Origin of the sequence: Pseudomonas sp. RU47, assembly GCF_004011755.1 — a bacterium.
Lineage (GTDB): Bacteria > Pseudomonadota > Gammaproteobacteria > Pseudomonadales > Pseudomonadaceae > Aquipseudomonas.
The window spans coordinates 771,842-784,845 of record NZ_CP022411.1; the positions used below are offsets into that span (position 1 = coordinate 771,842).

Consider the following 13,004-nt stretch of genomic DNA (forward strand, 5'->3'; position numbering starts at 1 on the left):
ATTAACAGCAGCAATCGGCAACTTCGCGATGTGATTAATCCTTTGTGATTAATCCGTTCTTACAGTTGTTGGGTGGGGCTTTGTTGACAATGCTCAAATGGCACGGTGGTTTTTGCCGCAGCAGCGTGACATGGGCGCCACAGGCGCAAAGGAGTAGTCGTATGTGTCGGATGATCCTCGATTATTTGATGGCCAGAGTCCGTTTGCTGGTCAAAAACGAAGAAGCCGCGTCGGCGATCGAATATGCGATCGTGGTGGCGATGGTTGCCGTGGTCGTGGTGGCTTTCGTCACGCCGCTGGGTAACCGCGTGTTGGCTTACTTCAACAATATTCTGACCGGGCTGGGTGGCACAGGGGTAACCAGGCCCTGACTGGCGAGGAGAATGGCGATGCTCTTTGATTATTTGAAAGTGCGTGTCCGCGGCTTCTTTACCAGTACTGAAGCCGCGTCGGCAATCGAGTATGCGATTGTCGTGGCGATGGTGGCGGTGGTGGTCATCGTGTTCGTCACCCCCGTTGGCGCCCGGGTACTGGTGATGTTCAACAATTTGCTGGTGGCACTGGGCGGCACTGCCGTGACGGCCCCCGCACCGCCGCCCTGAGTTGAATGAAACTGCTGCCTGGTTGATGCCGCGCTACACTCGGGTTCACTTTCAGTTTTCAGGGATTGCCCATGACTGCTTCCTCGCTGCCGCGCCAACAGTTGCTTCTGGTTGACGATGAAGAGGACGCGTTGCTGGAGCTGGCAGAGTTGCTGGAGGGTGAAGGGTTTACTTGCCATACGGCGACGTCGGTGAAGCTGGCGTTGCATCATCTGACGCGGTATCCGGATATCGCGTTGGTGATTACTGATTTGCGTATGCCGGAGGAGTCCGGGATGTCGTTGATCAAGCGCTTGCGTGAGCATACTTCTCGGCAGCATTTGCCGGTGATTGTGACGTCGGGGCATGCGGATATGGAGGATGTCAGCGATATGTTGCGGTTGCAGGTGCTGGATCTGTTTCGCAAGCCGATTTATCACGTCAGGTTGTTGGAGACTTTGGATAATCTGTTTCCCAAGCCTAAGGTTCAGGTTGGCTGAGGTTGAACTCGGCGGCCTTTGGGCCGACCGTGCTTTGGGTGTTTTTGGTGAATATCCGTTGCTGCGGGTGTTGCGGCTGGCGGTTTCGCCCTTACGGCGAGGCACTTTTTCCAGACGCCGAAAAAGTACCCAAAAAGGCTTGCTCCTACGTGCGGCCCACTCGCTAAAGCTCGGGGTTCCTTCGCTCCGGGATCGATCCGGGCGCAGCGCCTACGGTTTGCTTCGCTGCACCTCCTCTCGCTGTGTTTGGCTTCGCCAAACGGTCGCTTCGCTCCCACCCCCGGATCGATCCCTCCGCTCAGCCTTCCGACGTCGCCCGTGGATCAAGATCAAGAGCTGCAGCCGAGCTAACGCTCATCCTGTCGAGTGGTGAGGAGCAGAAGGGATGTGCGATTTGCGCTGTTCTTGCGTTTGTTTTTCTGTGGGAGTGAGCCTGCTCGCGATTGCGGACTGACAGTTGGTCGGTTTCTTTGAATATTTGACGTCATTTCTTTGACTTTTTGATGGTGTCAAAGTGATGGCTCGTGTACATTCCCCGCGCCCGAGCCAGGACACCTGGCGGGCCGGTAGGGATGCCTGAATGAATACGTGAACCCTGCTGAAACTGTTTTTCATGTTTTGGAAGGGAATCTCGTTTGAATACTTCTTGTCTGCGCCGCTCTCTGCTGGCGCTTTCTGTGGCGGCTGCCGTTGTTCAGGCTCCGGGTGTCGGCGCTGTCACGCTCAATTACGATCTGGGCACGGGGCCATTGGTCAGCGTCAAGCAGACTTACGATTTTCTGAATCTCGTGGGCACGGCGAATGTTGTGGAAAGCTCTTCGTCGGCGATGACCAGCGCGGCGCGGTTCACCGGTTTGTCGGTCAATAGCGAAATCGTCAACAAGGCCAGGATCACCATCGATGGCGCCACCCACGGTGTCGGGATCGACATAGCGCCGGCGGCGGGCGTGTCGTGGGCGCAGCTCGGCTACAACTTCAGCAACGAGGGTTCGGTCACGGTCAATGGCCTGGCTGCCAGCGGTGAATCGACGGGTATCGCGCTGAAGGGCACTCCGGTTCGTGGCACCTTCATGAACTCAGGTCCAATCACGGTGAGCGGCAATAACGCCACCGGGGTTGCGCTGGTCGACACTTCGTTTGGCCGCGGTGTGATCAACTCCGGCCCCATCGTCGTCAGCGGCACCAACGCCCGTGGCCTGTATCTGGAAAACACCGCACTGTCCGCCGCCGTCGTGAGCCGGTCGACGCTCAGGGCCACCGGCAGTGGCGCCGAAGCTTTAGTGTTGAACGGGGTGCAGCTCGTGCCTGCATCGAATGCGAGCCAATACGGTCTCTACAACTACGGCAACGTATACGGCGAGAGCATCGGCATTCATGTGTACAACCAGCCCGCAGGACAAGGTCCGCTCAACATTGTTCAGTCATACGGCATGATCGAGGGCGGTACGGCGGCCATTCAAGTGGACGATGGCCTGAGTTACTTTTACTGGAATAACGGCGATGTCAAAGGCGACTTGCTGGGCCTTTCCGGGGTGTCGATTGATGGCGAGGTCAACTTCGATGGCGCGACGATCAAGTCCGGTTACGTCACGGTACAAGAAGGCACGCTGACCCTGGCGCGGGCACATACCACGATCGTCGGCGATCTGGACATGGAAGAAGCGGACTCGGTGATTGCGATGTCGGTCGGCAATGACACCGACATCAACCGGGCGATTCTGACCGTCACCGGCACCACCGAGATCGCGCCGGGCGGCCATGTGCAATTGCAGGCACGCTCCAGCGATTTTCGCACCGCCGCTGGTGGCAACCGTTACACGTTGATCCGTTCAGGCAATCTGATCGGCGGCGAAAACCTTACGGTCGAGTCGTCTTCGGCGTTGCTGGAAGTCAAAAGCTTCGGCGTGGAAGGCAACGACGTCAAGGCGCTGGTCAGCACCAAGTCGCAAGATGTGTTGACGCAAAACACCCTCGATGCGGGTGGCACCCGAAATGCTGCTTCTGCGCTGGTCGGACTGTCGGCCTCGCTGATGTCACGTCTTGGTGAACAGGATCCGGTGTTCCAGGCGTTCGCCAATGCCAGCACCGACACGCAACTGGCGCGGCTGGCCGAGACACTCAGCCCGGACGTCAGCCGTGGTGTCCTGCACGCCGCCACCAACAGCCAGACGCTGGTCTCGGGCGTGATCAACGACCGCGCCAATCGCGCACGTACGGCCACCGGCAGCCTGGAAAAAGGCGTCTGGCTGCAAGCCCTCAACAGCGATGCCGATCAGGATGCCCGTCGCGGTGTCGCTGGTTATGATGCCGACAGCCACGGGATTGCCGTAGGCGCCGACGGCCAGTTGAACGCCGACACATCGATCGGTCTGGCTTACAGCTACCTCGACAGCGATGTGAAATCCGATATCGGCAGCAAAACCAAAGTGACCGGTCATGCGCTGACCGCTTACGGCAATTGGATGCACGACAACTGGTTCGTGGACGCTTCGCTGATGTATGGCTGGAACGACAACGAATCCAAACGCTACATCGCCGGCACCCGTGCCAAAGGCGATTACGACAGCGATGTATTCGGCGTCAGCGCCTTGGCCGGTTATACCCTGCGCCTGACCCCGGGTGTGGTGCTGGAGCCGCAGGTCGGTGCGCGTTACGCCAACGTCGGCATGGATTCTTATCGCGAGAAGGGCAGTTCGGCCTCGCTGAATGTCGGCAGTCAGCGTTATGAAGTCGGTGAAATGGGTGTGGGCGCGCGCCTCTCTGCAGCATTTGCAGTGGGCACCGGCAGTCTTGAACCGGAAGCGAAACTCATGGCCTGGCACGACTTCATCGGCGACAAGGTCGGCACGACGTCTTCGTTTGTACTGGGCGGCGATTCGTTCACCAGCCGGGGCACCACGCCGGTGCGCGACAGTTACGAACTGGGTCTGGGCGCCAATTATCGGATGGGTGCGTGGAGTGTCGGTGGCTCGTACGACTACGTAACGGCCAGCGGGTTTGATTCGGACGGCTTTACCGCGAAGGTGCGTTACGCGTTCTGATCCGCATCACGTAAAACCTGTGGGAGCGAGCCAGCTCCCACAGTTGTTTTGACTCAGGGCTGGCGTGCAATCTCGGCCCTACAACTGATAACTGAAGCTGATGCTGTACCGAGGCCTGCGATTGAACGTATCCAGTGCTTCATCCGACATCGCCTTCGCTGCCTCCAGCGCAATGTTGTAGTACTTGGCATCGCCAAACCGCAGGCCGATCGCCGCCGATGACAGATTGTTGGCCCGCACCGGCAATTCGTTGAACCAGCTGCGCGAGCGATCGAGCACGACATACGGTTGCAGGATGCGCACCCAGTTGCCGTCGCGGTTGAAACTGTAGTTGACCTCGTAAGCCACGCCCCAGCCCTTGTCGCCGGACGCTTGATCGTCGGGATAACCGCGACCGAAATTCTGCCCGCCGAACACCGCGCGCTCGCTGTCGGGCAGGCTGTCGTCGCTCCAGTAAAGTGCGGCCGACAGCACGCCTTGCCAGTTGTCGAGGAACTTGTCGCTCTGCACGCCGGACAGGCGCAGGCGGAAGAAGTCGAGGTCGATGGCGTCGTTGTTGGTTTTCGCACCCATGCTGTCCAGGCCCTGGTACACACCGCCGCTGAGGATCCGCAGTTGTCGGGCATCAGCCTTGCGCCAGTCACTCTCGAAGGCGAGGGCGCGGATGTCGGTGCGCTCTTCGACGCTCAGCGGGTAGCCGATCACGTTGTAGCGGGTCTTGTCGTTGACTGCGTAGAGCCTTGAGCCGGCCGTCAGCAGTTCGTTGGAAGCGGCAATCAGCGGCAACGTGAGGCCGATCGAGTAGCGATCGTTTTCGCGGTGCGGTTTGAGTTGCAGGCCATTGTCGAGCACGACATTGGTGCCGGGGTCCGCTCGGTAGCGTGAAGCGGACAAGGCCAGTTGCGCACCCTCGTCATTGAGAAACTGGCTGTAGTCGAGGCGGTAGTAATGTTCGTGATCGTCACCGGGCGGAAACAGGCCGCTGAGGGTCAGTTGCTCGCCCATCGAGGTCTGCGAGTTGCTGCTGACACCGAGCAAGGCCTGGGTGCCGTTGCGGTTGTCTTCGGTGGTGCTCAGGGTGCTGGTGAACGGTTTGCGGCTGGCCTGGGCGATCAGCGTGGTCGCGCCATCGGTGGTGCCCGGTGGTGGCACCTGGGCCTGAATCGTCACGCCGGGGATGCGCGTCATCAGCGTGGTGTAGCGCTCGAAGGTCTTGCGGGTCAGCGGCCGTTCGGCCTGGATTTTCGCCGCCAGTTTGTCGAGCAGGGCTTTGACCCGACCCACATCGCCCTGAATCTGGATATCCCGCACGTAGCCTTCCACCAGCACGACACGCGCTACGCCATCATTGAAGTTTTGCTGCGGCAAGAACGCGTAGGACAGCAGATAACCGTCCTGCTGATAGCGACGAGTGATGCTGCGCGTGGCTTCGATCAGGTCGGCGAGCGTGGCTTGCCGGCCGATCAGGGGCTTATAGATTTCAGCGAGTTCGTTAAGCGGGTAGAGGGTTCCGCCTTCGATCTGCACGGTTTGCAGATTGATTTTGGTGTCCATCAGCAGTGGCTGCGCGGCGGCTGCACCGGCGTCTGGCACTTGCACCGGCGTGGCGCTCGGGCGATAGGCGTCGGCCGGCAGGTTGGGCACAGGCAGATTGCGGATGGTTTCGTTGCTGTTGAGAAAGCTGGGCAGGGTGTCGGCGAGGGCGGCGGAACTGAGACTGAGGAACAGCAGGGATGCCATTACGCGCATAGGACACTCCATGGTCAGATCACAGCACTTGGCTGAATTCTCCTAAGAAAAAAGGCGGAAGACTCGTGGGAATCTTCCGCCCTCAACCAAGCGTAGGCGCTGTAGGTGAGGCCGTCGAATCGGCCAGGTGCAATTTAGCGTGTGTTGCCTCCCAAGGCGCCGGTCAGACCGCCGAGTACGCCGCCCAGACTGCCTCCGGTGGTGCCCCCGCTGGTACCGCCGTTGACCAGTCCGCCGACAGCGGCAACGGTGCCGCCGACGTTAGTGACCAGACCACCGACCGCGGTGGTGACCGGGTTGTTGGTGGCGGCAATGCTGCCGCCGATACTGCTGACCGCACCGCCCACCTGGCCAGTGAGACCTGCAACGGGAGAGCCGATACCGGTAGCCGCGCCGAGTTGCTGAGTCACGTTGGTAACGCCACTGGTGACCGGATTCAGACTAGTGCCCAAGGTGGCGCCAACTGTGGCCAGCGGTGAGGTAGTTGCGGTGATCGGGGTGCCGGATCCGCCGAGTACAGTGTTAAGCGAAGCCACCGTGTTGCCAGCCGCTGCGAGGACGTTGCCAGGCGCTGCGAGAGTGCCGTTGCCAGCCGCCAGACCTGAGCCGACATTGACCACCGCGCCGCCAACCGTTTGCAGCAGGCCAGTGCCACCGAGGCCACCGCCCACGCCGCCAGTGCCTGAACCGGTGCCGTTGGACACCAGACCACCGGCCTTGGCAACTGCGGTGCCGGTATCGCTCAACGCGCCGCCAAGTGTATTGGTCAAGGCGTTGCCGTTACCCGCATCGGTAACATTGCCGCCCAGTGTGTTCACCGCGCCACCGACTTGCGCCACCACGCCTTTGAGCGGGTCGCCGAGACCGGTCGCATCGCCGACTTTGTCAGTGGTGCTTTCAACCATCGCAATCACCGGCACCAGGCTACTGCCGAGTTTGTTCGTCAGTTGACTGGTCGGGCCGCTGGTCAGCGTGGTGTCGAGGGTATTGCCGAGCATGGTGACTTTCTCGCCGACCCCATCAAGCAGCGGTGCGACTTTGGTGACCACACCGCCCACCACTGGCACGCTGCTGGTGGCAGTGGATAGCTTGGCGCTGAGGTCGGAGACGCCGTTGCCGACATCCGTCACTACACCGCCAACCGAAGCAACGGTGGTGGTCAGGCCATTGGGATCGGTGGCCAGTTTGCCAACGCCATCGGTGATGCCATCACCCAAGGTGCTGACAACATTGCCTGCGGTGTTGGCCGCACTCTGCACCACGCCACCGACCACAGGCACGGTGCTCAGGGAATCGCCGATCTGGCCAACGCCATCGCCGACGCCAGCGACGGTTGTACCGACATCCTGCACCAGCGTGGTGGTTACCAGCGGTGTAGTGGTTGGATTGGTCGGGTTGGTTGGATCAGTCGGATCGGTCGGATTAGTCGGGTTGGTCGGATCGGTACCACCGGTTCCGCCAGTACCGCCTGTGCCACCGGTTCCGCCAGTGCCTGCAGTATCACCGGTGCCACCCGTGCCACCCGTGCCACCCGTACCGTCAGTACCCGATGTGCCGCCAGTCCCTGCGGTGCCGTCCGCCGCCGAACTGCCGGAACTGCTCTTGTGACCGCCACCGCCGCTGCTGCAACCAGCGAGGCCAAGAGAGAGCATCAATGCGATAACAATTGCTGATTTGCACCACACGTTTTGAGTTTTCATGATGGAGATTCCTTGCACCTGTCACAACGTACGTTGTCTTCGATGGCTCGCCGGTCTGTCGCCGGAGATGCCTTCGCCCGTTGTGCTCAATCTCAGTCCCGGGGCAGGTTTCACACCATTCTCAAGTTGGTATTAACGCCTTTATATAGAGGGTGAAGTTCAGCGCCTAAGAACTAATACCCACGATATAGCCGCACAAAAAAAGGCCTTGATAATCAAGGCCCGGGTTTTTTCAGTGGAAGGGGGAAGGACGGCGAAAACTTAAGTTATATACACACAATTAACGGTGTACCGCGTGCTCAGGCAATGGGTTGCCACTGCCCGACCATGTGTTCCAGGTCTTGTGCACCGATCAGCCGCAACTCACCACTGGACCCCGCCGCACTCGCCAATAAGGTCACCTCACTGGGCAGGCGTACCGGTTTGCGAAAGTGCACGGCGATCTCGAGGTTGGCCTTGGGCAAATGATCACTCAGCGCCGCGAGTGTGCGTGCCTTGTTCCACAGACCATGGGCGATCGCTGTCGGAAAGCCGAACAACCTGGCACTCGCCGCACTCAAGTGAATCGGGTTGTAGTCTCCGGAGACTTTGGCGTATTGCCGCCCGATATCGGCCGGGGCTTTCCAGCGCGCCACCTCCACCAGCGATTGCGAGGGTTCCCAGTCTTGTTCGACAGCTTCGCCCTCAAGCTTCACGCCGCGACAGAGCATCTGGCTTTCGGCTTCCCACAACGGCCCGAGCTGATCATCCAGCGTGGTCAGCAGATCGAACGTTGCACCTTTGGGATGCGCTTGCAGATTTGTCACGCGCACGCTCACTTGCGCCCGACCGATGCCGCCCATCGGGCGCAACACGCGAATGCGGTTGCTCAGATGAATCAACCCCAGCAGCGGAAACGGAAACCCCTTGGCGGTGAGCAATTGCATCTGCAAGGCGAAGGCGAGGATGTGCGGATAGGTCGGTGGCAGCAGGCCGTCATCGACAAAACCGCAGACCTTGCGATAAGCCGCCAGGCGCTTGCCATCGACATCGACCCAACAGCGCAAACCACTGTCGGGCAACCGGGTGCCGGTGATTTTCCGTCGCGTCGCCGCCCGCGCGTACAGCCCGGGCAGATTCGGTTCGCGATCCAGCGTGTGCCATTCGATGCTCATTGCCTAAGCCCCCAGAACACTTTGTCCACAGACCCGCAGCGCCTGCCCGGTGAACGCGCCGGTGCCCGGTTGCGCCAGCCACGCGACCGCTTCGGCAACGTCCTGCGGCAAGCCGCCCTGGCCCAGCGAACTCATGCGCCGCCCGGCCTCGCGCAGACCGAACGGGATGTGTGCGGTCATCTGCGTTTCGATAAAACCGGGAGCGACGGCGTTGATGCTGATGCCACGTTCCAGCAACGTCGGAGCCCAGGCTTGCGCCAGCCCGATCAAACCGGCCTTGCTCGCGGCGTAGTTGGTTTGCCCGCGATTGCCGGCGATGCCGCTGATCGAGGCCAGCAGAATCACCCGCGCGTTGTCGAGCAACGTGCCGCTGTCGAGCAGGGCTTTGGTCAACACTTGCGGGGCATTGAGGTTGACCGCCAGCACCGCGTCCCAGAACTCCGGCGTCATGTTGGCCAGGGTTTTGTCGCGGGTGATGCCGGCGTTGTGCACCAGAATGTCGAGGCCGTCGGGCAGCTGTTCGATCAGTTGCGTGGCGGCGTCTTCGGCGCAGATATCGAGGGTGATGGCGCGCCCGCCGAGGCGCGCGGCGAGGGCTTCCAGATCAGTCTTGGCCGGTGGTACATCGAGCAGGATCACGTCGGCGCCATCGCGGGCCAGCGTTTCGGCAATGGACGCGCCGATGCCACGCGCAGCCCCGGTGACCAACGCCTTGCGCCCGGCCAGCGGGCGTGTCCAGTCAGTCACTGGCGTCGCGCAAGCCGTCAGACGAATCACTTGCCCAGAGACGAAGGCACTTTTCGGCGAAAGGAAAAACCGCAGCGGACCTTCCAGTTGATCTTCCGCGCCGTCGCCGACGTAGATCAATTGCAGCGTGCCGCCGCTGCGCAGTTCTTTGGCCAGCGAACGGGAAAACCCTTCCAGCGCTCGTTGCGCACTGGCGGCAAACGGATCACTCAGGGTTTCCGGGGCACGACCGAGAATCACCAGGTGCGCGCTGTGCTCAAGGTTTTTCATCAGCGGCTGGAAGAACTCGCGCAGCTGTTTGAGCTGGTCGGTGTGCAGCAATTCGCTGGCGTCGAACACCACGGCTTTGAGCTTCGGCCCGTGACCGGGAATCCATTCGGTGGCACTCGCCGGTTGTTCGCCGTAGCGGTAGATGCCGTCGGTCAAACGGTTGGCGAAGGCACTGATGCGCTCGGCCAGCGGCCCGCCGCCGATCAGCAGCGCACCTTCCACCGGCCGCAGGCGCCCGGCCTGCCAGCGTTCCAGTCGCACCGGCGACGGCAGACCCAGCGCCCCGACCAGACGATGGCCGATGGACGAGTTGGCGAAGTCGATATAGCGGTCAGACATGGAACGCTCTCCAGAAGTTGGGGTTCAAAGTGTGGACTGTCGATGGCAATCAATCGTTCGATTCACGCAATAAGGCCTACGCTAGACACTGAGGTTTAGCAGGTCTTGCAGAGGAGCGCGGTACTTGTGGGAGCGAGCCTGCTCGCGAAAGCGATCTGTCAGCCACCGAAGATGCTGAATGTGCCGGCGTTTTCGCGAGCAGGCTCGCTCCCACAGGGGAACGCATCAAATTCGATCAATTTGAAAAGGAGTTATTCATGAGTCAGCTGCGCCGCGTCGCGATCATTGGCGGTAACCGCATCCCCTTCGCCCGTTCCAACGGGCCGTACGCCACGGCCAGCAATCAGGCGATGCTCACCGCCGCCCTCGAAGGCCTGATCGAACGCTACAACCTGCACGGCCAGCGCATCGGCGAAGTGGTGGCAGGCGCGGTACTGAAATTGTCACGAGATATGAGTCTGACCCGTGAATGCGTGCTCGGCTCGCGTCTGTCTCCGGCGACGCCCGCCTACGACATTCAGCAAGCCTGCGGCACCGGCCTGGAAGCGGCGATCCTGGTGGCGAACAAAATCGCCCTCGGCCAGATCGAATGCGGTATCGCTGGCGGTGTCGACACCACGTCGGACGCCCCGATCAGCGTCAGCGAAGGTCTGCGCAGAATCCTCCTGCAAGCCAACCGCGCCAAGACCACCGGCGACAAGCTGAAAACCTTTCTGCAACTGCGGCCCAAACATCTGATTCCGGATTTCCCAAGCATCGGTGAACCACGCACTGGTCTGTCGATGGGGCAGCACTGTGAATTGATGGCGCAGGCCTGGCAGATCCCCCGTGAAGAGCAGGATCAACTGACCCTCGAAAGCCACCACAAACTCGCCGCGTCCTACAGCGAAGGCTGGCACAACGACCTGATGACGCCGTTCCTTGGCCTGACCCGCGACAACAACCTGCGCCCGGACCTGACCCTGGAAAAACTCGCGACACTGAAGCCGGCCTTCGAAAAAAGCGCAAAAGGCACATTGACGGCAGGCAACTCCACGCCGCTGACCGATGGCGCGTCGGTGGTATTGCTCGGCAGTGAGGAATGGGCGAAGGAACGTGGTTTGCCGATCCTCGCGTATCTGCGCGATGGCGAAGCGGCGGCAGTGGATTTCGTCAACGGCGCCGAAGGGCTGCTGATGGCGCCGGTCTACGCCGTGCCACGGTTGCTGGCGCGCAATGGGCTGACCTTGCAGGATTTCGACTATTACGAAATACATGAGGCATTCGCCGCGCAGGTGCTGTGTACGTTGAAAGCCTGGGAAGATCCCGAATACTGCAAAACCCGACTGGGCCTCGACGCACCGCTGGGCTCGATAGATCGTAGCCGACTCAATGTGAAGGGCAGTTCGCTGGCGGCCGGGCATCCGTTTGCCGCGACTGGCGGGCGTATCGTCGCCAATTTGGCAAAGCTGCTGGATGCGGCGGGCAAGGGCCGGGGCCTGGTTTCGATTTGCGCAGCGGGCGGCCAAGGCGTTACCGCCATCATCGAACGCTAGAAGAGCCCCTCACCCTAACCCTCTCCCAAAGGGAGAGGGGACAGATTGGGGGATGTTTGAGGGATACGCCGACCTGAACGTGCTTCACCGAATCCATAATCGACGGTGTTTCAGTCAGATGGTTAGCCCAATCCATAATCGACGTGTTTCAGTCAGATGTTTATTCCAATCCATGATCGACGCGGTATTTCAGGTCGATGTATAACGCCAGACACCTCGGTCGGCTCCCTCTCCCTCGGGGTGAGGGTAAAAGGGCTAAAACCGCAAATGTCAGATTCTGTCGCAAATACCCTCAACGGCCGATACCAACATTCAAGGGCGGCTCAGCTATGATTCGTAGCGGTCGATTTTTCGGCACAGTGTGTGCATTCACAGGTTCACAGGTCGGCAACCCCTCCCCGTTGTGCGAGGATTGCCGTATAACGAGTGACATTCGCGTGTTTGGTAATAAAGGACCCACAATAAAAGCTGATGAAGACTCCAAAACGCATTGAACCCCTGATCGAGGACGGTCTGGTCGACGAAGTGCTGCGCCCACTGATGAGTGGTAAAGAAGCAGCTGTTTATGTGGTGCGCTGCGGCAATCAGTTACGTTGCGCAAAGGTCTACAAGGAGGCGAACAAACGCAGTTTCCGCCAGGCGGCCGAGTATCAGGAAGGCCGCAAGGTCCGCAACAGCCGACAGGCTCGGGCGATGGCGAAAGGCTCCAAGTTCGGTCGCAAAGAGACCGAAGATGCCTGGCAGAACGCCGAAGTGGCGGCACTGTTCCGTCTGGCCGGCGCCGGGGTGCGGGTACCAAAACCGTATGACTTCCTCGACGGCGTGCTGTTGATGGAGCTGGTGGCCGACGAATTCGGCGATGCCGCGCCGCGTCTGAACGACGTGGTGCTGGAGCCGGATCAGGCGCGCGAGTATCACGCGTTCCTGATTTCGCAGATCGTGCTGATGTTGTGTACCGGTCTGGTGCACGGTGACCTTTCGGAGTTCAACGTGCTGCTGACGCCGACCGGCCCGGTCATCATCGACCTGCCGCAAGCCGTCGACGCAGCCGGTAACAACCACGCGTTCAGCATGCTGGAGCGGGATGTCGGCAACATGGCTTCCTACTTCGGTCGCTTTGCGCCGGAGTTGAAACTGACCAAGTACGCCAAGGAAATGTGGGCGCTGTACGAAGCCGGCACCTTGCACCCGAACAGTGTGCTGACCGGTGAGTTCGATGATCCGGAAGACCTGGCCGATGTTGGCGGAGTTCTGCGCGAGATCGAAGCGGCGCGCCTCGACGAGGAACGCAAGCAGGCCATCCGCGCGGCGGACGACGAGCCGAAAGGCAAGTCTGACGAACCGCCTCCACCACCGTGGATGCAGTGATTGCTTGATGAGGACCCGGC

Annotated in this window: 10 protein-coding genes; 6 read left to right on the forward strand and 4 right to left on the reverse strand. The window is 60.6% G+C overall.

What is annotated here, in order from left to right; genetic code table 11:
- Positions 1–170: 170 nt before the first annotated feature.
- The 4 genes from CCX46_RS03365 to CCX46_RS03380 all read left to right on the forward strand — a co-directional run bounded on the left by CCX46_RS03365 (position 171) and on the right by CCX46_RS03380 (position 4,122).
- Positions 171–371, forward strand: coding sequence for a Flp family type IVb pilin (locus CCX46_RS03365; protein ID WP_238704409.1), 201 nt, complete (start codon positions 171–173; stop codon positions 369–371).
- A gap of 18 nt (positions 372–389) precedes the next feature.
- Positions 390–602, forward strand: coding sequence for a Flp family type IVb pilin (locus tag CCX46_RS03370; RefSeq protein WP_127925705.1), 213 nt, complete (start codon positions 390–392; stop codon positions 600–602).
- 71 nt (positions 603–673) lie between these two features.
- Positions 674–1,081: a response regulator gene (locus CCX46_RS03375; protein WP_127925706.1), complete on the forward strand. Its 408-nt coding sequence runs from the start codon at positions 674–676 to the stop codon at positions 1,079–1,081.
- A 635-nt stretch (positions 1,082–1,716) separates the two neighbouring features.
- Positions 1,717–4,122 carry an autotransporter family protein gene (locus CCX46_RS03380; RefSeq protein WP_127925707.1) on the forward strand — a complete coding sequence of 802 codons (2,406 nt, stop codon included), beginning with the start codon at positions 1,717–1,719 and terminating at the stop codon, positions 4,120–4,122.
- 78 nt (positions 4,123–4,200) lie between these two features.
- Here CCX46_RS03380 and CCX46_RS03385 read toward each other — a convergent pair whose 3' ends face one another.
- The 4 genes from CCX46_RS03385 to CCX46_RS03400 all read right to left on the reverse strand — a co-directional run bounded on the left by CCX46_RS03385 (position 4,201) and on the right by CCX46_RS03400 (position 10,081).
- The gene (locus CCX46_RS03385; RefSeq protein WP_127925708.1) at positions 4,201–5,871 is read right to left on the reverse strand and encodes a ShlB/FhaC/HecB family hemolysin secretion/activation protein; all 1,671 of its coding nucleotides are present in this window, start codon (positions 5,869–5,871) and stop codon (positions 4,201–4,203) included.
- A gap of 134 nt (positions 5,872–6,005) precedes the next feature.
- Positions 6,006–7,571, reverse strand: coding sequence for a collagen-like triple helix repeat-containing protein (locus CCX46_RS03390; RefSeq protein WP_127925709.1), 1,566 nt, complete (start codon positions 7,569–7,571; stop codon positions 6,006–6,008).
- A gap of 299 nt (positions 7,572–7,870) precedes the next feature.
- On the reverse strand, positions 7,871–8,725 hold the full coding sequence (locus tag CCX46_RS03395) for a MaoC family dehydratase (protein WP_127925710.1): 855 nt from the start codon (positions 8,723–8,725) through the stop codon (positions 7,871–7,873).
- Positions 8,726–8,728: 3 nt separating this feature from the next.
- Positions 8,729–10,081, reverse strand: a complete 1,353-nt coding sequence (locus CCX46_RS03400; protein ID WP_127925711.1) for a 3-oxoacyl-ACP reductase — start codon at positions 10,079–10,081, stop codon at positions 8,729–8,731.
- A 257-nt stretch (positions 10,082–10,338) separates the two neighbouring features.
- Between CCX46_RS03400 and CCX46_RS03405 the strand changes: the two genes are divergently transcribed.
- Positions 10,339–11,616 carry an acetyl-CoA C-acetyltransferase gene (locus CCX46_RS03405; RefSeq protein ID WP_127925712.1) on the forward strand — a complete coding sequence of 426 codons (1,278 nt, stop codon included), beginning with the start codon at positions 10,339–10,341 and terminating at the stop codon, positions 11,614–11,616.
- A 471-nt stretch (positions 11,617–12,087) separates the two neighbouring features.
- A complete protein-coding gene (locus tag CCX46_RS03410) occupies positions 12,088–12,984 on the forward strand; it encodes a PA4780 family RIO1-like protein kinase (RefSeq protein ID WP_007914672.1) in 897 nt (298 codons plus the stop codon).
- The last annotated feature ends 20 nt before the right edge of the window (positions 12,985–13,004 follow it).